The 18,628-nt window shown below is 64.6% G+C and carries 23 protein-coding genes; 7 read left to right on the forward strand and 16 right to left on the reverse strand.

Annotated elements, in window-relative coordinates:
• Positions 1-6: 6 nt before the first annotated feature.
• The 8 genes from flhB to flgB all read right to left on the reverse strand — a co-directional run bounded on the left by flhB (position 7) and on the right by flgB (position 6,240).
• The gene (flhB, locus tag ACGYK9_RS05755; protein WP_394413636.1) at positions 7-1,125 is read right to left on the reverse strand and encodes a flagellar biosynthesis protein FlhB; all 1,119 of its coding nucleotides are present in this window, start codon (positions 1,123-1,125) and stop codon (positions 7-9) included.
• Positions 1,126-1,128: 3 nt separating this feature from the next.
• Positions 1,129-1,884, reverse strand: a complete 756-nt coding sequence (locus tag ACGYK9_RS05760) for a flagellar biosynthetic protein FliR (protein WP_394413639.1) — start codon at positions 1,882-1,884, stop codon at positions 1,129-1,131.
• Positions 1,885-1,886: 2 nt separating this feature from the next.
• The gene (flhA, locus tag ACGYK9_RS05765) at positions 1,887-3,971 is read right to left on the reverse strand and encodes a flagellar biosynthesis protein FlhA (RefSeq protein ID WP_394413642.1); all 2,085 of its coding nucleotides are present in this window, start codon (positions 3,969-3,971) and stop codon (positions 1,887-1,889) included.
• Complete coding sequence (locus tag ACGYK9_RS05770; RefSeq protein WP_394413645.1) at positions 3,968-4,690, reverse strand: lytic transglycosylase domain-containing protein; 723 nt, start codon at positions 4,688-4,690, stop codon at positions 3,968-3,970. Before ACGYK9_RS05770 ends, flhA begins: the two co-directional genes overlap by 4 nt.
• A 107-nt stretch (positions 4,691-4,797) precedes the next feature.
• On the reverse strand, positions 4,798-5,067 hold the full coding sequence (fliQ, locus tag ACGYK9_RS05775; RefSeq protein ID WP_093928374.1) for a flagellar biosynthesis protein FliQ: 270 nt from the start codon (positions 5,065-5,067) through the stop codon (positions 4,798-4,800).
• 3 nt (positions 5,068-5,070) lie between these two features.
• Positions 5,071-5,403, reverse strand: a complete 333-nt coding sequence (locus ACGYK9_RS05780; protein ID WP_067261033.1) for a flagellar hook-basal body complex protein FliE — start codon at positions 5,401-5,403, stop codon at positions 5,071-5,073.
• Positions 5,404-5,415: 12 nt separating this feature from the next.
• The gene (flgC, locus tag ACGYK9_RS05785; RefSeq protein WP_067261031.1) at positions 5,416-5,826 is read right to left on the reverse strand and encodes a flagellar basal body rod protein FlgC; all 411 of its coding nucleotides are present in this window, start codon (positions 5,824-5,826) and stop codon (positions 5,416-5,418) included.
• 9 nt (positions 5,827-5,835) lie between these two features.
• Entirely contained in the window at positions 5,836-6,240 is a 405-nt protein-coding gene (flgB, locus tag ACGYK9_RS05790) for a flagellar basal body rod protein FlgB (RefSeq protein WP_067261029.1), read from the reverse strand.
• 70 nt (positions 6,241-6,310) lie between these two features.
• Between flgB and ACGYK9_RS05795 the strand changes: the two genes are divergently transcribed.
• Positions 6,311-7,651, forward strand: coding sequence for a FliI/YscN family ATPase (locus ACGYK9_RS05795; RefSeq protein WP_209217492.1), 1,341 nt, complete (start codon positions 6,311-6,313; stop codon positions 7,649-7,651).
• Between the two features lie 189 nt (positions 7,652-7,840).
• Here the strand turns inward: ACGYK9_RS05795 and ACGYK9_RS05800 are convergent, their stop codons facing one another.
• From ACGYK9_RS05800 to ACGYK9_RS05825, 6 genes are all read right to left on the reverse strand, one after another.
• Positions 7,841-8,989, reverse strand: coding sequence for a lytic murein transglycosylase (locus tag ACGYK9_RS05800; protein WP_394413649.1), 1,149 nt, complete (start codon positions 8,987-8,989; stop codon positions 7,841-7,843).
• A 116-nt stretch (positions 8,990-9,105) separates the two neighbouring features.
• Complete coding sequence (locus ACGYK9_RS05805; RefSeq protein ID WP_394413652.1) at positions 9,106-9,570, reverse strand: CreA family protein; 465 nt, start codon at positions 9,568-9,570, stop codon at positions 9,106-9,108.
• Between the two features lie 40 nt (positions 9,571-9,610).
• A complete protein-coding gene (locus tag ACGYK9_RS05810; protein ID WP_394413655.1) occupies positions 9,611-11,347 on the reverse strand; it encodes a SulP family inorganic anion transporter in 1,737 nt (578 codons plus the stop codon).
• Positions 11,348-11,397: 50 nt separating this feature from the next.
• Positions 11,398-12,315, reverse strand: coding sequence for an MBL fold metallo-hydrolase (locus tag ACGYK9_RS05815; RefSeq protein WP_394413658.1), 918 nt, complete (start codon positions 12,313-12,315; stop codon positions 11,398-11,400).
• Positions 12,312-12,755 carry a DUF6691 family protein gene (locus ACGYK9_RS05820; protein WP_394413661.1) on the reverse strand — a complete coding sequence of 148 codons (444 nt, stop codon included), beginning with the start codon at positions 12,753-12,755 and terminating at the stop codon, positions 12,312-12,314. Before ACGYK9_RS05820 ends, ACGYK9_RS05815 begins: the two co-directional genes overlap by 4 nt.
• A 1-nt stretch (position 12,756) precedes the next feature.
• Positions 12,757-13,191: a YeeE/YedE family protein gene (locus ACGYK9_RS05825; protein WP_394413664.1), complete on the reverse strand. Its 435-nt coding sequence runs from the start codon at positions 13,189-13,191 to the stop codon at positions 12,757-12,759.
• A 92-nt stretch (positions 13,192-13,283) separates the two neighbouring features.
• Here ACGYK9_RS05825 and ACGYK9_RS05830 point away from each other — a divergent pair, with 92 nt between their 5' ends.
• Positions 13,284-13,589: a metalloregulator ArsR/SmtB family transcription factor gene (locus ACGYK9_RS05830; protein WP_067261016.1), complete on the forward strand. Its 306-nt coding sequence runs from the start codon at positions 13,284-13,286 to the stop codon at positions 13,587-13,589.
• A 27-nt stretch (positions 13,590-13,616) separates the two neighbouring features.
• Here ACGYK9_RS05830 and ACGYK9_RS05835 read toward each other — a convergent pair whose 3' ends face one another.
• Positions 13,617-14,075: a beta-lactamase hydrolase domain-containing protein gene (locus ACGYK9_RS05835; protein ID WP_394413668.1), complete on the reverse strand. Its 459-nt coding sequence runs from the start codon at positions 14,073-14,075 to the stop codon at positions 13,617-13,619.
• A gap of 279 nt (positions 14,076-14,354) precedes the next feature.
• Between ACGYK9_RS05835 and ACGYK9_RS05840 the strand changes: the two genes are divergently transcribed.
• Genes ACGYK9_RS05840 through ACGYK9_RS05860 form a run of 5 tightly spaced genes read left to right on the forward strand, consistent with a single transcriptional unit; the run spans position 14,355 to position 17,214 of the window.
• Positions 14,355-14,801, forward strand: a complete 447-nt coding sequence (locus ACGYK9_RS05840; RefSeq protein WP_322329194.1) for a hypothetical protein — start codon at positions 14,355-14,357, stop codon at positions 14,799-14,801.
• On the forward strand, positions 14,801-15,487 hold the full coding sequence (locus ACGYK9_RS05845; RefSeq protein WP_394413671.1) for a MotA/TolQ/ExbB proton channel family protein: 687 nt from the start codon (positions 14,801-14,803) through the stop codon (positions 15,485-15,487). Before ACGYK9_RS05840 ends, ACGYK9_RS05845 begins: the two co-directional genes overlap by 1 nt.
• The gene (locus tag ACGYK9_RS05850; RefSeq protein WP_394413674.1) at positions 15,480-15,857 is read left to right on the forward strand and encodes a biopolymer transporter ExbD; all 378 of its coding nucleotides are present in this window, start codon (positions 15,480-15,482) and stop codon (positions 15,855-15,857) included. The genes ACGYK9_RS05845 and ACGYK9_RS05850 overlap by 8 nt, the downstream gene beginning before the upstream one ends.
• A 2-nt stretch (positions 15,858-15,859) precedes the next feature.
• A complete protein-coding gene (locus ACGYK9_RS05855; protein ID WP_271692015.1) occupies positions 15,860-16,249 on the forward strand; it encodes a biopolymer transporter ExbD in 390 nt (129 codons plus the stop codon).
• Positions 16,246-17,214, forward strand: coding sequence for a TonB family protein (locus ACGYK9_RS05860; protein ID WP_394413677.1), 969 nt, complete (start codon positions 16,246-16,248; stop codon positions 17,212-17,214). The genes ACGYK9_RS05855 and ACGYK9_RS05860 overlap by 4 nt, the downstream gene beginning before the upstream one ends.
• A 16-nt stretch (positions 17,215-17,230) precedes the next feature.
• On the opposite strand, the gene ACGYK9_RS05865 is transcribed toward ACGYK9_RS05860, so the two are convergent.
• Complete coding sequence (locus ACGYK9_RS05865) at positions 17,231-18,565, reverse strand: aspartate aminotransferase family protein (protein ID WP_394413679.1); 1,335 nt, start codon at positions 18,563-18,565, stop codon at positions 17,231-17,233.
• Positions 18,566-18,628 lie beyond the last annotated feature (63 nt).

An 18,628-nucleotide genomic window follows, 5' to 3' on the forward strand; every position in this document is an offset into this window, starting at 1 on the left:
CGCGCATCACTCCTCGCGGATTGACGACCCGGCAGGGGGCTTGCGGCGCACATTGCGGCGCAGGTCCATGACAAAGCCGATGATCTCGGCCACCGCCTGCCAGTGTTCCATCGGAATGCGGTCGTCCACCTCCACCGCCGCGTGGAGGGCGCGGGCCAATGGACGGTTCTCGATCATCGGAATGTCGTGTTCCTTGGCCAATTCGCGGATGCGGTGGGCCATGACATCGGCCCCTTTGGCCACGCAGATCGGCACGTCATCGACGCCCTGTTCATATTTCAGCGCCACGGCGTAATGGGTCGGGTTGGTCAGGATCACGCTGGCATTGGGGATGGCCTGCGCGATGCGCTGACGGGCGCGGGCGCGGCGCAATTCGGCGCGGCGGCCCTTGATCTGCGGATCACCCTCACTGTCTTTATGCTCGTCGCGGATTTCCTTGAGGCTCATCATCTGTTTCTTTTTCCACTGCGCCCGCTTCCAGATGATGTCGGCGATGGCGATGGGCACCAAGAGCACGGTGGTGACCAGAAAAATCCAGCGCACCTTTTGCAGGGTCGCTTGCAGCAGCGTCTCGGGGATGAAAGCCTGCGTCTGGCCCAGCGACTGCGCGATGTCGCGCACGGCCCAGACGGTAATGAAACCGATCACCAGCACCTTGGCCGTATTCTTGGCGAATTCGACGAAAGCCTCGGCCGAGAACAGGCGTTTGAACCCCGACAGCGGGTTCAGCTTGGAAAACTTCGGTTTGATCCGCTCGGCCGAGACGACAGTCTCGCCTTGGATCAACACGCCGAAAAGGGCTGCCAGCACCATGATCCCCACCACCGGCATCATCGCCAGACCCAGCGTGAACCCCAGCGATTTCAGCACCTGGCCCGCTTCGGCGACGCCTGTGCCGCCGGTGCCGATGGCAGTGACACCCGCCCCCAATAGGGGGCTTTGCAGCGCCGCCACGATCCCGTCGATCGAGGCAGGCAGCACGAAGATCAGGATCATCAGCAGGGCAAAGACCAGCATCGCGGTGCCGGTCTCACGCGATTGCGGCACGTCGCCTTTCTTGCGCGCGTCGCGGAGCTTTTTCTCCGTCGGCTCTTCGGTCTTACTGCTCTTGTCCTCTTCCGACATGGGCTAGAATCCGTAGGTGGTGAGCCAATTCGCGAAGGGCTCAAGAAACCCGCGCATCATGGTCGGAACCGCCAGCACCATCAAGGCCAGCCCGGCGGCGATCAGCAGGGGCTGGGCGATAAAGAAGACCTGAAGGCTCGCCATCATGCGGTTGGCCAGACCCATCCCGACGTTCAGCACCAGACCGGCGACATAGAAGGGGGCTGCGATGGACAGGCCAAGGTAGAGGCTCACCTGCGTTGCCCGCGCGAATTGGTCGGTCAGATCGGCCAGCATGAAGGTGCCGGGCACGAAGACCTGATAGGACATCAGCAGCGATTCAATGATGAGGTGGTGCAGGTCGGTGATGAAGATCAGCGCCGTGGCCCCGATCAACAGCATCGCCGCCATAGAGGTCGCCCCCTCGAAGGCGCCGATGTTCGGGGCCAAAGCATTGGCCAGCCCCGACATCAGTGCCATCTGATAGCCGGCGAATTGCAGCGCCGAAAGCAGCGTGCGCGCTACCAGCCCAATCCAAAGCCCCACGGTGATCTCAGAGCCAAAGATCAACAGCAGCGCGGCGGGGCGATCTTCGGCCACGGGGCCAAGGCCGGTGACCGGATAAAGGGCAGCACTCAGGATCAGACCAAAGAAAAGCCGGTGCCGCGTGGGCACCGAGGTTTCAGCAAAGCCCGGCATGAACAAAAGCGCGCTGCCGATGCGGGCAAAGACGACGAAGTATCCCATCAGCGCGTCGGTCAAAAGGGCGGAGAGGTCCATCCCTAGCCCCCGATGGTGGCGACGGTCCGCAGGGATACCTTGCGATGAATTTCGGCGTTGGAGATCACCGGCGTCATCGGGCTGACCCGTTCCAGCATGGAACGCACATAAGACCGCGCCTCGGGGTTGACCATCAGCGCGGGCCAACTGTCTTCCGAGGCAAAACGCTGGATTTGTTGGCGGGCTTGCAGCACGAATTCCTGCACCCGTTTGGGCGACATGACAAAGGTGCGGTCCTCGCCCACGATCTTGACCGCCTCGATGAACTCCGCCTCCCATGAGGGCGACAGGGTGATGACCGGCACAAAGCCCTGCCCATCGGCCAGTCCTTGGCAAATCTGGCTCGACAGGCGGCGGCGCACGTTCTCCAGCACCAGCGCGGGCTTGGAGGTCTGGCGCGTCGCCTCGGCCATCGCCTCGACGATCAGCGGCAGGTTGCGGATCGAGACGCGTTCAAGCAGCAGTTCCTGCAAGACTTGCTGCACCAGAATGGCGGGGGAGGGGACAGGCAGGTCGTTGACCAGCTTTTGATAGTTCCGGTCCAACCCTTCGATCGCCTCTTTTGCCGCGCCATAGGTCAGCAATTCCGACATGTTCTCTTTGACGACTTCGGTCAGATGGGTGGTGATCACGCTTTCCGGGTCCACCACCGTATAGCCCTGCGCCTCGGCCTGATCGGCGACCTTGCTGTCGACCCAAAGCGCATCCAGCCCAAAGGTCGGCTCGCGCGTCGCCTCACCCGGCAGTTGCAGCGGCGCGCCTTCGGGATTGATCACCATCATCTGGTTGGCGCGGATGTCCCCCTTGGCCGCGTCGACGCCGTGAATTTGGAAGGCGTAGCTGTTGATCGGCAGGCTCACGTCATCCTTGATCCGCACCGAGGGCATGGGAAAGCCGAATTCCTCGGCAAAATGCTTGCGCAGGGATTTGATCTTGCTCGGCAGTACCGCGTCGGGGCGGTTGGCCAGCGCCACCAGCCCTTCGCCCAGCACCAGCCGCAGCTCATCCAGATGCATCGGGTTGTTGTCGACCTCCGGCATCTCCTGCTTTTTCTGCGCCTCGGCATCGGCCTTCGCCTTGGCCTCTGCCGCCTCGGCTGCGCCACGCTGGATCATCAGGCCCAAGCCCACCATGGCCGCGGCCAGAAGGGCAAAGACCAGCAGCGGGAAGCCGGGCAAAAGACCGATGCCAAAGAGCAGCAGAGCCGCCATGTAGAGCGCCTTGGGGAAGTTCGAAAGCTGATCGAACACCGCCTCATTGGCCGCCCCCCGCGTGCCGCCCTTGGTCACGATCAGACCGGCGGCGAGCGAGACGACAAGCGCCGGAATTTGGCTCACCAGCCCGTCGCCGATGGTCAGCGAGGTAAAGACGTTGAAGGCATCGCCCACGCCCATGCCGCGCTGCACGACGCCGATGAGGATGCCCCCGATCACATTGATCAGCGTGATGATCAGCCCCGCGACCGCATCGCCGCGCACGAATTTCGAAGCACCGTCCATCGCGCCGAAGAAGGCGCTTTCGTCCTCAAGCTCCTTGCGGCGGCGGCGGGCCTCGTCTTCGTCGATCAGCCCCGCGCCCATATCGGCGTCGATCGCCATCTGCTTGCCCGGCATCGCATCCAGCGAGAACCGCGCGGCGACCTCGGCGATCCGGGTCGACCCCTTTGTAATCACGACGAAATTGATGATCACGAGGATGGCAAAGATCACCACGCCGATAACGAAATTCCCCGCCACGATGAATTTGGAGAACCCTTGGATCACATCCCCCGCCGCATGCATCCCCGCATGGCCTTCGCTGAGGATCAGCCGGGTCGAGGCCACGTTGAGCGACAGCCGCAGCATGGTGGTGACGAGCAGCAGCGTCGGGAAAGAGTTGAACTGCAAGGGTGATGGAATCCAAAGCGCCACCATGAAGATCAGCACCGAGAGCGAGAGCGACAGCGCCAGCCCGAAGTCCAACAGGATCGGCGGCAGCGGCAGGAAGAGCACCGCCAGCACCAGCGCCATGCCGACGGCAAAGCTCACGTCCTTATTGGCGCCAAACATGCTCAGTTGCGGCAGAAGGGTATTGGGTTTCGTGCTCATCCCGCATCCTCCGCCGGGACGGTGGTAAACTGCGGCAGGACCGGCTGCATCTCATGGGCGGAGTAAAGCGAGCGCCGGGCGTTCGCCGCCCCGCCGATCTGCGCGCCCCATGTCGCCTTGGCCGCCAAACGATCATAGCTGCCCGCGTCACGCCGCGCCGCTTTGCGCGGGCGGGCGGGGCCCGGGCTGGCACTGGCCAGTGCCTGAAACTCCGGCAACCGCGCGTTGGCAGCGTAAATGTTCTTTTGCAAACGGTCGAGGTAGGTGTCGCGGTATTCCGGCTCGAAAGAATGGTACGACCCCGCGGCCTGCATCCAGCTGCCCGTGCGCCGGTGCAACCGCTTGAGGAACCGCGCCGCGTAGTCGACATTCACGCGCGGATCGAACCCTTGGGCGGGGCTGTCAAAGGCATCCGGGTGCCAGCGCATGTTGATCTGCATACAGCCCACGTCAATGGAGCGGATACCGCTTGCCTGACGCTCTGCAATCCAATCCAGCGCGGCAGTGCGGCTGTCGAACAGCCGCCCTTCGCCTGCGGCGTTGACCGCATAGGGCCAGACCGTGAAATGCCCGTTGCGGCGGGTGCCTGCCTCTTGCAGGCCGATGGCCAGCAGCAGATTGTCGGGGATGCCATGGCGGGTTTGGGCGGCGAGGATTTCGCGGATGCAGACGCCTTCGGGCCCGCCCTTGGCGGCCAGCGTCCGCGCGGTCGTGGTCACCGCGTTTTTCTGCGACGGCTCATAAAAAGATCCCCAGCCCTGCGCGAGAGTGGGGGAGGCGAGCGCGGCACCCAGAAGGGCCGCCGCCGCGATATGCCGCCAGCCCCTCACAGCCCACCGTTCTGCACGAGGTCGAAAATCGTGTCCGACAGGTTCTTCAGCGTGGCATACATAAACGGCGTCGCGACCAGCAGGGTGACAAAGATCATCACGATCTTGGGCACGAAAGTCAGCGTCATTTCCTGAATCTGCGTGAGCGCTTGAAAGAACGCGATCACCAGACCAATCGCCAGCGCCACCCCCAACACCGGACCCGAGGCCAGAAGCACGGCCCAGACGGTAGCAGAGATGATGTCATAGGTCTGGGTTTCGGTCATGGCCTAGATCGGCATCCGCAGAATTTCCTGATAGGCTTCGACAAAGCGGTCGCGCACAGACACGGCCACTTTGACGGTGGATTCCATCGCCAGCATGGCTTCGACCACCTGCTGGGTATCCGCCTCACCGCGCAGCCCGGCTTGGGCTACCGCTTCGCCCTCGCGCACCGTTTCCAGCGCGCTTTCCGAGGCTTGCTGCACCATATTGGTGAAACTATTGGCGCTGGCGCCTGCCTCTTCGGCGATGGCTTCGCCCTTTTGCGCCGTCAGCGATTGCGAGGTGCGATAGGCACCGCGAACCGCGGCGGTCGAGATCAGGGAGGCGGGATCGCTCATCTCAGGTCAGCCTCACTTCAGCAGGTCGAGCATCTGACCGCGCATCCGGCGGCCTGACTCGAACATGTTCATATTGGCTTCGTAGTTGCGCGAGGCTTCGCGCATGTTGGCCATCTCGATGATCGGATCGACATTGGGGCGTTTGACATAGCCGGTTTCATCCGCCGCCGGATGCGCCGGGTCATAATCGCGGCGAAAGGGGGATTGGTCGCGCCCGATACGGTCGACCTCCACCAAAGAACCGCCGCCATTGCGGTCGATCAACTCCGAGAAACTGATGGTCTTGCGGCGAAACGGATCGGCGCCGGGCGTGGTGCCCGTTGAATCGGCATTGGCCACGTTTTCCGAGATCACCCGCAAACGCGCGGTCTGCGCGGTCATCCCGCTGGCGGCGATTTTGGCGATGGACTGAAGCGGATCCATGGGCTTTCCTTACCTGTTTCCGGTGACGGCCATGGTCAGCATGTCATAGCTTTTGCGGTAAAGCTGTGCGGCCAACCTGTAGTGATCGCCGATCTCGGCGGCCTTCACGGCCTGTTCTTCAAGGTTCACGGTATTGCCATCCAAAGTGGTGCCCTTGGCGTGGCCATCCGTCACTTCGCGCACGCCGGGCGTGCCATGGGCGACGCCGGTGAAGTGTTTGTCATGGGTGGTCACCAGCCCGGTATCGCGCGACAACTCGCCACTGAGCATCGATTCAAAGGACGATACATCGCGCGCCTTGTAGTTCGGGGTCGAGGCATTGGCGACGTTTTCAGACACGACCTTCTGCCGGGCCGAGAGCCACTGCATCCGGTCCGACGCAAGTCCAAGAATAGAAAGATTAGACAAGTTCATTTTTTTGCCTATAGCCTGTTTAATCCTTGTATAGTAAATATTGCCCCGCGCTCCTAGAGGAAATTTATCCATGCAGACACTCTTTTCCGAGCTGACCAGTTTCGCCCGCGAGGCAGGCGAGGCCGAGATCACCGGCGAAGTGCGCGCGATCACCGGCATCACCCTGACCGCCGTGGGGCTGGAGCGGGTCTTGGGCATCGGCGAGCGCTGCATCGTGCATGGCTCTGACGGCCCGGTCCATGCCGAGGTTGTGGGGCTGGGCAGTCACGGCACCGAATTGCTCCCCTTCGGCTCATGGCGCGGGGTGGCGGCGGGCGACCGGGTCGAGGTCGCGATTGGCCGCGATGTGATCCGCCCCGATGAAAGCTGGAAGGGTCGGGTGATCAGCGCCTCGGCCACGCCGCTCGACGGGAAAGGGCATCTGCCCGAGGGCAACGACCCCCGCCCGCTGCGCGCCGCCCCGCCGGGGGCTTTCGACCGCAAGCGCATCGGCCCGAAACTCGCGACCCATGTCCGCGCGCTGGATGTTTTCACGCCGCTTTGTCAGGGGCAGCGCTTGGGCATTTTCGCAGGCTCCGGCGTCGGGAAATCGACGCTGATGGCCATGCTGGCACGCTATACGGACTGCGATGTGGTAGTCATGGCACTGGTCGGCGAACGCGGGCGCGAGGTGCAGGATTTCATCGCCTCCGACCTCGGCCCCGAAGGGATGGAAAAGGCAGTTCTCGTCGTCGCCACGGGCGATGAGCCGCCGCTGACCCGCCGCCAAGCCGCTTGGACCGCCATGGCCGTGGCCGAGCATTTCCGCGATCAGGGCCAGCATGTGCTGCTCTTGATGGACAGCGTCACCCGTTTCGCCATGGCGCAGCGCGAAATCGGCCTCGCCTCGCGGGAACCGCCCACCGCCAAGGGCTATCCGCCGACGGTGTTTTCCGAGCTTCCGCAGATGCTGGAACGCGCCGGGCCGGGGCCGGTGGGCAAGGGCGACATCACCGCGATCTTCACCGTTCTGGTGGATGGCGATGACATGAACGACCCCATCGCCGATGCCGTGCGCGGGATCACCGATGGGCATATCGTGCTCGACCGCAAGATCGCCGAAAAGGGCCGTTACCCGGCGATTGACCTGCTGGCGAGCGTCTCTCGGACGTTGCCGGATTGCCACAGTGATGTGGAATATACGCTGCTCACCGCCGCCCATAAGGCGCTGGCGGCCCATGCGGATATGGAAGAATTGATCCGCATCGGGGCCTACCGCGCGGGCAGCAACCCCGAGCTTGACCGCGCCATCGCCTTTGCCGGGCCATGTGAGGCGTTTCTCAGCCAGCGCAAGGCCGAACACACCCCGCCACAATCCTCTTTTGCCGAGGTGGCAGGGATGCTCGACCGGGCAGGCATCAGCCCAGGCTGAGCTTTACCGCAGATTGAACTTCTAGGGTCGCCCGGCTGCAGGCCGGGCAGCGCCGACCCGCCCCCCTGGGGCGGCGCTTTCAGCACCACCCCGCGGGTCGGCGCTGCCCTTCGTGGTATAAAAAATCTCGCCCCGATTGCCTCGCCGCCACCCCCAGCGTGGAGGGTGGGAAAGGCCGACCTACGTCGCCTACTGCAACCGGCGCAGCAGGTCGACCGAAGGCTCACCAGTCGCGGGCAGGCCTACGCTGGCCTGATAGGCGCTGATCGCCTTGCGGCTGTTCGGCCCGATCACCCCATCCGCGCCATCGGTATCGAACCCCCGCGCGGTCAGTCGTTGCTGTAGCGCGATCCGGTCGTCCTTGGTCAGCCCATTGGCGTCGGGCGGGAAGCTGCCGCGCAGCGGCCCGCCGCCCGCGATGCGATCCGCCAGATGGCCCACGCCAATCGCATAGCTGTCGGAGTTGTTGTAACGTTTCAACGCGCGGAAGTTGCTGGTCACCACGAACTGCGGCCCGCCCGCCTGCGGCTGGATCACCGACCCCGCGCTGGCGGGAAGACTGCCCAACTCACCGCCCCATTTCAGCCCCCGCGTCCAGCCGTTGCGCGACAGATATGCGGCGGTCGAGGCCAGCGCGTCGCTGGGGTCTTCCGACCAGATATCGCGCCGCCCGTCGCCGGTGAAATCCACCGCGAAGGCTTGGTAAGAGGTGGGAATGAACTGCGTATGCCCCATGGCCCCGGCCCAAGACCCGGTCAGCCGGTCGGCAGTGATGTCGCCGTTTTGCAGGATCTTCAGCGCCGCGATCAACTGCTTTTCAAAGAACGCTCCGCGCCGCCCATCATAGGCCAATGTCGAGGTGGCCGAGACGACAGGCACATTGCCGCGCCGCTCTCCAAAGAAGCTCTCCAACCCCCAGACCGCCGCGACGATCTCCGCCGCGACGCCGTAGCGGCTCTCAATCGCGTTCAATGTGCTGCGGTGGCGGGCAAAGGCTGCGCGCCCCTTTGACACCCGCTCATCCGAGGCGGCGATGGCGAGGTAATCTTCCAAGCTGCGGCTGAATTCCGTCTGATTGCGGTCGCGTTTGACCACGCCGGGCAGATAGCCCGTGCCACGGAACCCTCGGTCCAAGGTGCTGGCCGAAATCCCCTGTGCGGAGGCGCGGTTTTTGAACGCCGCGACCCATGCGTCATAGCCCGCGTTGGGCACAGGCCGCAGATCGTCCGGCACCCCGGCCGCCGCCGCGGGGCCAAGCGTGCCGCCCCCGGTGGAGCAGGCCGAGGTCAGCCCCAATGCGGCGAGCCCGAATGCGAATGTTCTGCGTGAATGTCTCATAAAACCTGCCTGTCGCTGCGTTGTTGCCTTTTGCGCAGCATATCGCAGGCAGGTCGCCCGACAAGGCAGGATCGCCCCAATGGCAAGGCTTTGCCTAAGCGATCCTCGGCTTTCGGCTACTGACCGGGCTGGTACAGGGGCACCGTCGACATCGATGTCTTGGCCGAGCCGTCTTGCACCCGCTGGCTGTGGCTGATGTAGATCAGCGTGTTGTTCGCTTCGTCGAAAATACGCTTCACCTTCAAGGTCTTGAAGATGATCGAGCGGCGCTCGCTAAAGACGTTTTCGCCTTCGTCTCCACGGTCAATGTCACCGATCTCAATCGGGCCGGTCTGACGGCAGGAGATCGAAGAGTTCGACGGGTCTTCGAACCAATTGCCCTTTTGCAGGCGGTCGATCAGCCCGCGTTCGAAAAAGGCCAGATGGCAGGTCACGCCCTTCACCTTGGGGTCGGCCACGGCTTCGACGATGATGTCATTGCCCAGCCAATCCACATCCACCTTGCCGACCTCTTCGGCGCTGGCAGTGGTGGCGAAAATACTGGCGGAGAGGGCGGCGGCGCGGGCAAATGTCTTGTTCATGGCAGGCAAACGCGCAGCGGGCGGCGCGGTTCCCGAATATTTACCCTGCGGCGTCACCGGGGGTGTTTGCCAGCGCACAGGCCGCCTCATGCTGGCTGAGAAAGACCTCCCCGGTCAGCTCGTCAAGGAAATGACTGCGCTTCAGCCGGTCCATCACCGGGCCTTTCACCTCGCTCAAGTGCAGGCGGATGTCGGCGTCCTTCAGCCGGGTGTTGATCGCCTCAAGCGATTCCAGCGCCGAAAGGTCAATCTCATTCACCGCCGGGAACATCAGCACCACATCCGTCAGGTCAGGCTTGTCGGCGGCATATTGGGCCAGTTGATCCTCCAAGAACCGCGCGTTGGGGAAATAGAGGCTCTCGTCCACCCGCAGGCTCAGCACATGGGGCTGGGTCTCGACCTCGTGGCGCAGCACGTTGCGGAAATGCTCGGTCCCCGGCACCCGGCCCACCACGGCCATATGCGGGCGCGAGGTCTTGTAAAGATGCACGAGGATCGAGGTCACGACGCCCGCGCTCACCCCGGCCTCGACGCCGAAGATTAGCGTCAGCAGGATCGTCACGCTGACGGCGGCGAAATCGGCGTGGCTGAAGGCCCAAGCGCGTTTCAGGATTGAGAAGTCGACGAGGCTCAGCACCGCGACGATGATCGTGGCGGCCAGCGTGGCTTTGGGCAGGTAGTGGATGAGCGGCGTCAGAAAAAGCGCCGCCAGCGCCAGCCCGGCGGCAGTGAAAGCGCCTGCGGCAGGGGTCTCGGCGCCCGCGTCGAAGTTCACCACCGAGCGCGAGAACCCCCCGGTGACCGGAAAGCCGCCGGTAAAGGCCGCGCCAAGGTTGGCGCTGCCGAGGCCGATCAACTCCTGATCCGGGTCGATCCGCTGGCGTTTCTTTGCGGCCAAGGTCTGCGCCACGCTGATGCTCTCGACAAAGCCGATGACCGAGATCAGCAGCGCCGGGACGAAGAGTTGCGACAGCAGGTCGGGGGAGAAGGAGGGCAGGGTGAGCGGCGGCAGGCTCTGCGGCACTTCCCCCACGATCGCAACACCCCGCGCACCCAGATCGAAGCCCCAGACCGCCAGCGTCGTGGCCAAGATCGCCAGCACCGGCCCGGTTTTGGCCCCGATATCCGCCATCCGCGGCCCCAGCCCCATGCGCCGCAGCAGCGGTTTCAACCCGCCGCGCACCCAGAACAGGAAGGCCGTGGCGGCCAAGCCCAAGCCGAGGGTGATGATATTGACCTCCCCCAGGTGCGCCCAGAGGCTCGACAGGATCTGCGGCAGGGTATGCCCCTCGGCCTCGATCCCAAGGATATGCCGCAACTGGCTGGCGGCGATCAGGATGCCGGAGGCGGTGATGAACCCCGCGATCACCGGATGCGACAGGAAATTCGCCAGAAACCCCAGCCGAAACAGCCCAAGCGCCAGAAGCATCGCGCCCGACAGAAAGGCCAGCGTCAGCGCCGCCGTGATATAGCCCGCCGTGCCGCTCTGCGCGATCTCGCCCACCGCCGTCGCCGTCATTAGCGAGACCACGGCCACCGGCCCCACCGCCAGCGCGCGGCTGGTGCCAAAGATGGCGTAGAGCACGATGGGCGCGATGGAGGCATAGATGCCGGCCTCGGGCGGCATGCCCGCCAGTAGAGCATAGGCCAGCGATTGCGGGATCAGCATGATCGTCACGATTACCGCCGCGATCATATCCCCGGTGAACTGGCCGCGGTCATAGCACCGTCCCCAGTCGAGGATCGGCAGGTAGTGCGAAAGCGAAGGGAAAGGCATGGGCGGCGATCCGTCAGATAGGGGCGGCCCCGAGGGGCCACCCGGTTGGCTCAGTCGAAACGGTTCACGGGCAGTTTCAGGTAGTGATGGCCATCATCCTCCGCCGGGGGCAGTCGGCCGCCGCGCAGGTTGATCTGCAAGGCAGCAAGGATGCGGTTGGGCAGCGACAGGGTCGCGTCCCGCTTCTGACGGCGCTCGATATAATCTTCGCGCTTGGTGCCATCCTTGACGTGGATGTTATGGGCGCGGTGCTCGTCCACCGTGGCCTCCCACTGCGGCTCCTTGCGCTCCTTGGTGCCGTAGTCATGGCCGATGTAAAGCCGCGTGTCGCCGGGCAGGGCGAGGATGTCTTGGATCGAGTCCCACAGCTCCTCAGTCGTGCCGCCGGGGAAATCCGACCGCGAGGTGCCGGCATCGGGCTGCATCAGCGTGTCATGCACAAAAGCCGCATCGCCACAGACATAGGTGATCGACCCTAGCGTATGTCCGGGCGACAGCATCACCTTGGCGTCAAGCTCGCCAATCTTGAAGGTCTCACCCTCCTGAAACAGGTGGTCAAAATCGCGGTCCGGGTCAAAGGCATCGGGCATGTTGTAAAGATCGGCCCAGATCTTGGCGATCTCAGGCACCAGCGCGCCGATGGCATTGGGCGCGCCCGTGCGCTCTTTCAACTGGGCCGAGGCCATGACGTGATCCGCATGGGGGTGGGTATCGAGCACCCATTCCACGGTAAGACCGTTTTCCTTCACGAGATCCAGCACCTGGTCCATGCTTTCTGTCGTGAATTTGTAGTTCTTCGGGTTGAAGTTCCACACCACGTCGATCAACGCGGCCTTCTTTGTCGCCGGATCGGCACAGATGTATTGGATCGAGCCGGTGTCAGGCTCATAGATGCCCCAGACATCGGGGCTGCCTGCGCCGGTCGAAGGGGAGTGGCGCACGACGGGTGAATTGAGAGGGTCGCTCATCTGGCTGGTCCTTTCTTGGTTATAGAGGTCAAATCAGGGCTGTGCCGGGCGACCCACATGCCGCCCAGCATGAAGGGGACAAAGATCAAGGTGCCGCTGGCCGCGATGGGCAGGGCGGTCAATGCCGGGCCGGGGCAAAAGCCGCCCAAGCCCCAGCCGATGCCGAAAATCGCGGCGCCGGTCAGCAGTTTCGGCTCAAGATCGTTGCGGGTGGGAAGGCGGAATTTATGGTCGAAATAGGGGGTCTGACGGCAGCGGAACAGCCATGCGAACCCCGGTGCCGTCACCGCGATGGCGCCGCCCATGACAAAGGCAAGGCTGGGGTCCCATGTGCCAAAAACATCGAGGAAGTTCAGCACTTTGGCCGGGTCGGCCATGCCGGAAACGATCAGGCCTATGCCGAACAAAAGGCCGGAGAGGAGGGCGAAGAACTGTTTCATGTCACCCTCCGATCACATGGCGCATGACAAAGACGGTGACGAATGCCGTCGCCATGAAGGTCACCGTCGCCACGATCGACCGCGCCGAGCCACGGCTGATCCCGCAGACCCCGTGGCCCGAGGTGCAGCCATTGCCATAGGTCGCGCCAAAGCCGACGAGCAGCCCGGCCACCGCCATCAGGACGGGGTTCGAGGGCACCCATTGCTGCGGCCAGCCACCCGATACGAGCAACCAGAGCGGGGCGGCCAACAAAAGCCCCAACACGAAGAAAAACGACACACTCCGCGCTTCGCCGTCGCTGTCGCGGGCGAAGAGCCGAGAGGTCAGCCCGCTGATCCCCGCGATGCGCCCGTTCGTGGCCATCAACAGCACCGCCGAGGCCCCGATCATCGCGCCGCCGCCCAGCGACAGCCATGGTGTGAATTCGGTTTCCATCTCTCAACTCCTTACGGCCCGCCAAGCGGCTGGCTTGTGTCAGACTGGAAACCAGTATATATTACGCTCTCATAATATTCAATGATGCTAATATGAAAAACACGGACGACTTTCTGGATGGCGATATCGCCGGGGCTGCGGCGCTCATGACGATGCTTGCGTCAGAGGCGCGGTTGCAGATCCTGTGCCGTCTGATCGGTGGGGAACGCTCGGTCGGGGATTTGGCGCAGGCCTGCGGTCTGTCGCAATCCACCATGTCGCAGCAGCTGAAAAAGTTGAAAGATGCCGGTCTGGTCGACAGCCGCCGGGCGGGGCAGACGATCTTTTACCGCGTCAAGGGGCAGGAGGCCGTGGCCGTTTTGGAAACGCTGCATGGCCTCTACTGCGCGCAAAAGTAAAACGCCCGGCAAAACCGGGCGCTTCTCTTACGCTTTGCTATCTGCGTAGGATTTAACCAACTGACCGATCTTCTCTTCGGTCAGGTCGATGCCGCGGGCCTTGCCCTCCCGCAGGGCCGTGTCTCCGTCCCAGCCTTTATCTGCCGCAAGGGCCATCAGGGTCATCGCCCCCGCACGTTTGCCCGACGCGCAGTGTAGAAACACCGGCTGGGGCAGGTCGTCCAGTGACTTGCGGAATTCATCCACCGTCTCGGGGCCAAGGGTGTCTGGCGTCACCGGATGGTGCAGGTAGTTCAACCCCAGCTTCTCAACCACCAGCCGCTCTGCATCGGGGGAGAGGCCGCCTTTCTCATCCGAGGCACGGAAGTTCACCACCGTTTTAATCCCGGCAGAAGCCGCCTGCTCCAGCGCTTTTGCGCCCGGCGTGAACAGAGCCACGTTATGGGCAGGGTCGATGGTCGCGATCTTTTGGCTGTCGTCGGTCATTCTGGCCTCCTTCTCTGCGCGGATGCAGTCGCCCGCGCGTGGTGGTTTCAGCGGCCCAACCCCAACCCGGCGCAACTGTTCCCCGCTTAGCAGAACGGGCCGCGCTGCGCAGATATAATCCGAGTATTAAAGTCAGGATTGTCACCGCCGCCCGGTTTTGCTAGGCAGCAGACAGAAATTCCGCTTGGCGCAAGAGGTGCTGCGACGATTCTGCCCCGCTGTGGCAGGCGCCCCAGACCTGCGCCGTGATCAAAGACAAACCCATCGGGAGCCACCCCCATGCCGCATTTTCGTTCCGCGTTCCTCGCGGCCCTGTCCCTGACCATCGCCCAAGGCGCCGCCGCCGAGACGCCCGCCGCGACCCCGGCCAGCGCCTCGCCCGCGCTCAAGGTCGAACTGAACGCCGCCGACACCACGGAAGCCAATTGCAAGCTGACCTTCCTCATCACCAACGAACTCTCCGCCCCGCTCGACAAGGCGGTCTATGAAACCGTGCTGTTCGACCGTGAAGGCACCGTAAACCGGCTAACGCTCTTCGATTTCGGCGAACTGCCCGTTGGCCGCCCGCGCGTGCGTCAGTTCGTGGTGCCGCAGACCACCTGCGAAAACCTTGGCCGCATCCTCTTTAACGGCGCGCAAAGCTGTGACGGCGCGGGGATCGAGGCGGGCACCTGCGAAAGCGCGCTGGCCCCGGCGACCCGGACCGAGATCGAGGTGCTGGGCTGATGGATCAACTTGACGCGCTGCTGACCCCGCTGCGGGGCATTGCCGAAACCGGTGGCCCGGTGGTGGTGATCCTGATGGCCGTGGCCGTGCTGACCCTTGCGGTCGCGCTTTATAAGACATGGCAGTTCCGCGCCGCCGCCGTGGGCCGCCACCGGGCGCTATCCGAAGCGGTCAACGCATGGGAGCGTGGCGATGCCGCCGCCGCCCGCGCGGCGCTGGGCCGGTCGAAAAGCTACCTCGCCCCGGTGATCGAATTGGCCATGTCCGCGCCTGAGGCGGGAGCCTCTCGCTTGCAGGCCGAGGCCGAGATGCGTTTTGCCAAGCTGGAGCGCGGCTTCCGCCTGCTCGATTCCGTGGCGCAGCTTGCCCCGCTCTTGGGTCTCTTCGGCACGGTTCTGGGCATGATCGAAGCCTTCCGCGCCTTGCAGGATGCGGGCTCTCAGGTGGACCCGTCGATCCTCGCCGGTGGCATCTGGGTGGCGCTTCTGACCACTGCCGTGGGGCTTGTCGTGGCCATGCCGACCGCGCTGGTGCTCAGCTGGCTTGAGCAACGCATGGAGACCGAGCGCGTCATCGCCGACAAGGCGATCCTCACCGTGCTGCATCCCGGCCAGAACGCGGCCCCCGCCGCTGCGCCCGCCGCCACCCCCTTTGCCGCCGCCGCGCCCCGGCCAGCCCATGGCTAGGCCACGCCGGCGGCGCAACCGCCTCTCCATGACCTCCCTGATCGACGTGATCTTTTTGCTGTTGTTGTTCTTCATGCTGACCTCGACCTTCTCAAAATTTGCCGAGATCGAATTGGCCGCAGCGACATCCGGGGCAGGGGCCGAGACGGGGGCGAAACCCTATTTCCTGCAACTGACCACCGAGGGGCTGCGCCTTAATGGCGATGCGCTGACGCTTGACGCGCTGACCGCCAGCCCCTTGGCCGAGGCTGAGGAGGGCACGCCGCTTTTGGTCTCGCTCGGGGCCGAGGTCGAGGCGCAGGCGCTGGCCGATCTGCTCATCGCGCTGCGCGCCCTGCCGGGGCTCAGCGTCTCGGTTCTGGAGGGCTGACCATGCGACCCATCGCCAAGGCCAAGCCGCAACGCGAACCGACCATCGCGCTGATCAACATCGTCTTTCTGATGCTGGTCTTCTTCATGGTCGCAGGCACCCTGTCGCAGCCGCTCGATTCCGATCTCAACCTCGTCGAAACCCGCGAGCTTGAGGGCCGCGCCCCGCCCAACGCGTTGGTGGTCCATGCCGATGGCCGCATGACCTACGCAGGCCAAGATCGCGCCAGCGTGGCCGATTTCATCGACGCGCTGCCCGAAGAAGAGCGCGACACCGTCCGGCTCCTCCCCGACCGCGCGCTGCCCGCCCGCCGCCTTGTCGAACTGACCCGCGAGCTGCGCGGGGCAGGGGCCGCGCGCGTCATGCTTGTCACCGAAAGGGCGCTGCAATGATCCCCCGTTCCGGTCTCGTCAAAACACTTTCCATCGGCGTCGCGGCCAGCCTCGTTGTCGGCGTGTCACAACTCGCCCAGATCGACGACAGCGCCAAGATCGCAGGCGGCGGCGCGCCCGCCGCGGCCCAGCTTGGCACGCGGTTCGAGGATATGGCGGTCGGCACATTGGATGCCGAACCAGTGGAAGAGATCACCCCAACCCCCGAACCCGAACCGCTGGAGACCGCAGAGGCACTGCCGCCGACGCCTGCGCCCGAGCCCACGCTCACCCCCACGCCTGCGCCCGTCGCAGAGCCGGTGCAGACGGTTGAGGCCGAGCCCATGCCCGTGGCTCCGCCCGCCGCCGCGCCGACAGAGACGCCGGTCTTGCCCGCCTTGACCCCGGTCGAAACCCCGCCCGAGACGACTGAGGCCACGCCAACGATCACGGCTGCCGCCCCGGTGCCGCCGGTCGAAACCCTCACCGCCGAGGCCGAGGATGACGCGCCGCGCCTGTCGCAGCGCCCGCAGCGCCGCGACCCCGAGCGCGCCGCCGAGGCCGCCAAAAAGGCCAAGCCCAAGCCACAGCCGAAGCCCAAGCCCAAACAGACCACGCGCGGCAATGCAAAGCGCAACAACACCAAGGGCGCGCAGACGGCCAGCCGCGCCGGCAATGCCGCGCAATCGGGCAGCCGCCAGCGTGCCGCCGCGCCTGCGGGGAATGCGGCGGCCAGCAACTATCCCGGCAAGGTGATGAGTCGCATCGCCCGCGTCGGCAAGCCGCGCGTCCGTTCCCGCGGGACGGCTGTGATTGCCTTTTCCATCGGTGGGGGCGGGCAGTTGGCAGGGGTCCGCGTGGCACGCAGTTCCGGGTCGGCGGCGCTGGATCAGGCGGCCCTTGGCATCATCCGCAAGGCCGCCCCTTTCCCGCGCCCGCCCGCCGGGGCACGGCGCAACTTCTCGATCCAGATCAAAGGCCGGTAACGGGCAGGCGGAGGGCTCAGCCCTCCGCGATCACCCCGTCGACCGCCGCGCCCAGCATCTCGACCGTCATCTCGATTTCCTCGGGCGGGGAGGTAAAGGCCGGGGCCAGCAGAACGTGATCCCCCGCCGTGCCATCGGCACAGCCCTGCGCGGGGTAGCAGATCATCCCCGCCTCCATCGCCGCGCGCTGGATCTTGCCCGCAAGGTTGCGGCTGACGTCAAAGGGCGTCTTGCTGTCGCGCTCGGCCACCAATTCGATGGACCAAAACAGCCCGCGCCCGCGGATGTCACCGACATGGGGATGCTCCCCGAAGCGGTCGCGCAGCGCGGTTTCCAACTGCTGCCCCCGGGTGCGCACCGCGCTTAGCAGATCACGGCTCTCGACCTCTTGCAAAACGGCCAAGGCGCCCGCCGTGGCCACCGCGTGCGACATATAGGTATGCCCGTTCCACAGGCTGCCGCTGCCCGCCATGATCGCGTCAATCACGCTTTGCCGCGCCATCACCGCCGCGATCGGCTGGTAGCCCGCGCCGAGGCCCTTGGCCATGGTGGTGATATCGGCGCAAATCCCTTCCTGCTCCAACGCAAACAGGCTGCCGGTGCGCCCCATGCCGCACATCACCTCATCGGCGATCAAGAGCACGCCGTGGCGGTCGCAGATCTCGCGCACATGTTTGAAATACCCCTCGGGCGCGGGCTGCGAGCCGAGCGAGGCGCCGACCACCGGCTCGGCCACGAAGGCGGCGACCGTCTCTGGCTCAAGTTCAACGATACGGTCCTCCAGCTGATCCGCCAGCCGCCGCGCGAAATCCGCCGCGCTCTCGCCCTCGCGTTGCAGCCGGTAGGCATAGGCGGCGTCGATATGCTCCACCTCCATCAGCATCGGCGCGAAGGGCTTGCGGCGCCCGGCATGGCCGCCCACCGCCAAGGCGCCGAGCGTGTTGCCGTGATAGCTGGGCTTGCGCGCGATGATCTTGGCGCGCGCCGTGTCGCCGCGCTCCAGATGGTACTGCCGCGCCAGCTTCAGCGCCGCCTCCATCGCCTCGGACCCGCTGCCCAGATACATGACCCGGCCTTCGCCCGTACCCTCAGGCGCGCGGGCGATCAGATGGTCGGCCAGCGCCTCTGCCGGGGCGTTGGTGAAAAGGCCGGTATGGGCAAAGGCGAGCTGGTCCATCTGCGCGGCGACGGCGGCGCGCACGGCGGCATTGTCATGCCCAAGGCTTGATACAGCCGCACCGCCACAGGCGTCCAGATAGCGCTTCCCTTTGTCATCAATAAGGAAATTTCCTTCTCCGCGTACGATCACAGGTTGCGTGGCGCGCAGGTTACGGTGCAATACATGGCTCATCGTAGAATCCGATCCTTGGGGTCGACCCTATTTACCGCTTCGCTTGCTGACTGCCACATTAAT

The sequence above is a fragment of the Sulfitobacter sp. 1A15258 genome, assembly GCF_043557045.1.
Lineage (GTDB): Bacteria > Pseudomonadota > Alphaproteobacteria > Rhodobacterales > Rhodobacteraceae > Sulfitobacter > Sulfitobacter faviae.

What these genes read in the sequence shown, in the direction of transcription:
- ACGYK9_RS05830 (WP_067261016.1), top strand. Translation starts at nt 13,284, where the DNA reads ATGAAAAACACGGACGACTTTCTGGATGGCGATATCGCCGGGGCTGCG.
- ACGYK9_RS05865 (WP_394413679.1), bottom strand. Translation starts at nt 18,565, where the DNA reads ATGAGCCATGTATTGCACCGTAACCTGCGCGCCACGCAACCTGTGATC.
- ACGYK9_RS05850 (WP_394413674.1), top strand. Translation starts at nt 15,480, where the DNA reads ATGGCTAGGCCACGCCGGCGGCGCAACCGCCTCTCCATGACCTCCCTG.
- ACGYK9_RS05815 (WP_394413658.1), bottom strand. Translation starts at nt 12,315, where the DNA reads ATGAGCGACCCTCTCAATTCACCCGTCGTGCGCCACTCCCCTTCGACC.
- flhA (WP_394413642.1), bottom strand. Translation starts at nt 3,971, where the DNA reads ATGAGCACGAAACCCAATACCCTTCTGCCGCAACTGAGCATGTTTGGC.
- ACGYK9_RS05840 (WP_322329194.1), top strand. Translation starts at nt 14,355, where the DNA reads ATGCCGCATTTTCGTTCCGCGTTCCTCGCGGCCCTGTCCCTGACCATC.
- ACGYK9_RS05795 (WP_209217492.1), top strand. Translation starts at nt 6,311, where the DNA reads ATGCAGACACTCTTTTCCGAGCTGACCAGTTTCGCCCGCGAGGCAGGC.
- ACGYK9_RS05780 (WP_067261033.1), bottom strand. Translation starts at nt 5,403, where the DNA reads ATGAGCGATCCCGCCTCCCTGATCTCGACCGCCGCGGTTCGCGGTGCC.
- flgC (WP_067261031.1), bottom strand. Translation starts at nt 5,826, where the DNA reads ATGGATCCGCTTCAGTCCATCGCCAAAATCGCCGCCAGCGGGATGACC.
- fliQ (WP_093928374.1), bottom strand. Translation starts at nt 5,067, where the DNA reads ATGACCGAAACCCAGACCTATGACATCATCTCTGCTACCGTCTGGGCC.
- ACGYK9_RS05805 (WP_394413652.1), bottom strand. Translation starts at nt 9,570, where the DNA reads ATGAACAAGACATTTGCCCGCGCCGCCGCCCTCTCCGCCAGTATTTTC.
- ACGYK9_RS05835 (WP_394413668.1), bottom strand. Translation starts at nt 14,075, where the DNA reads ATGACCGACGACAGCCAAAAGATCGCGACCATCGACCCTGCCCATAAC.
- ACGYK9_RS05760 (WP_394413639.1), bottom strand. Translation starts at nt 1,884, where the DNA reads ATGGACCTCTCCGCCCTTTTGACCGACGCGCTGATGGGATACTTCGTC.
- ACGYK9_RS05825 (WP_394413664.1), bottom strand. Translation starts at nt 13,191, where the DNA reads ATGGAAACCGAATTCACACCATGGCTGTCGCTGGGCGGCGGCGCGATG.
- ACGYK9_RS05855 (WP_271692015.1), top strand. Translation starts at nt 15,860, where the DNA reads ATGCGACCCATCGCCAAGGCCAAGCCGCAACGCGAACCGACCATCGCG.
- flgB (WP_067261029.1), bottom strand. Translation starts at nt 6,240, where the DNA reads ATGAACTTGTCTAATCTTTCTATTCTTGGACTTGCGTCGGACCGGATG.
- ACGYK9_RS05845 (WP_394413671.1), top strand. Translation starts at nt 14,801, where the DNA reads ATGGATCAACTTGACGCGCTGCTGACCCCGCTGCGGGGCATTGCCGAA.
- ACGYK9_RS05820 (WP_394413661.1), bottom strand. Translation starts at nt 12,755, where the DNA reads ATGAAACAGTTCTTCGCCCTCCTCTCCGGCCTTTTGTTCGGCATAGGC.
- ACGYK9_RS05800 (WP_394413649.1), bottom strand. Translation starts at nt 8,989, where the DNA reads ATGAGACATTCACGCAGAACATTCGCATTCGGGCTCGCCGCATTGGGG.
- flhB (WP_394413636.1), bottom strand. Translation starts at nt 1,125, where the DNA reads ATGTCGGAAGAGGACAAGAGCAGTAAGACCGAAGAGCCGACGGAGAAA.
- ACGYK9_RS05860 (WP_394413677.1), top strand. Translation starts at nt 16,246, where the DNA reads ATGATCCCCCGTTCCGGTCTCGTCAAAACACTTTCCATCGGCGTCGCG.
- ACGYK9_RS05810 (WP_394413655.1), bottom strand. Translation starts at nt 11,347, where the DNA reads ATGCCTTTCCCTTCGCTTTCGCACTACCTGCCGATCCTCGACTGGGGA.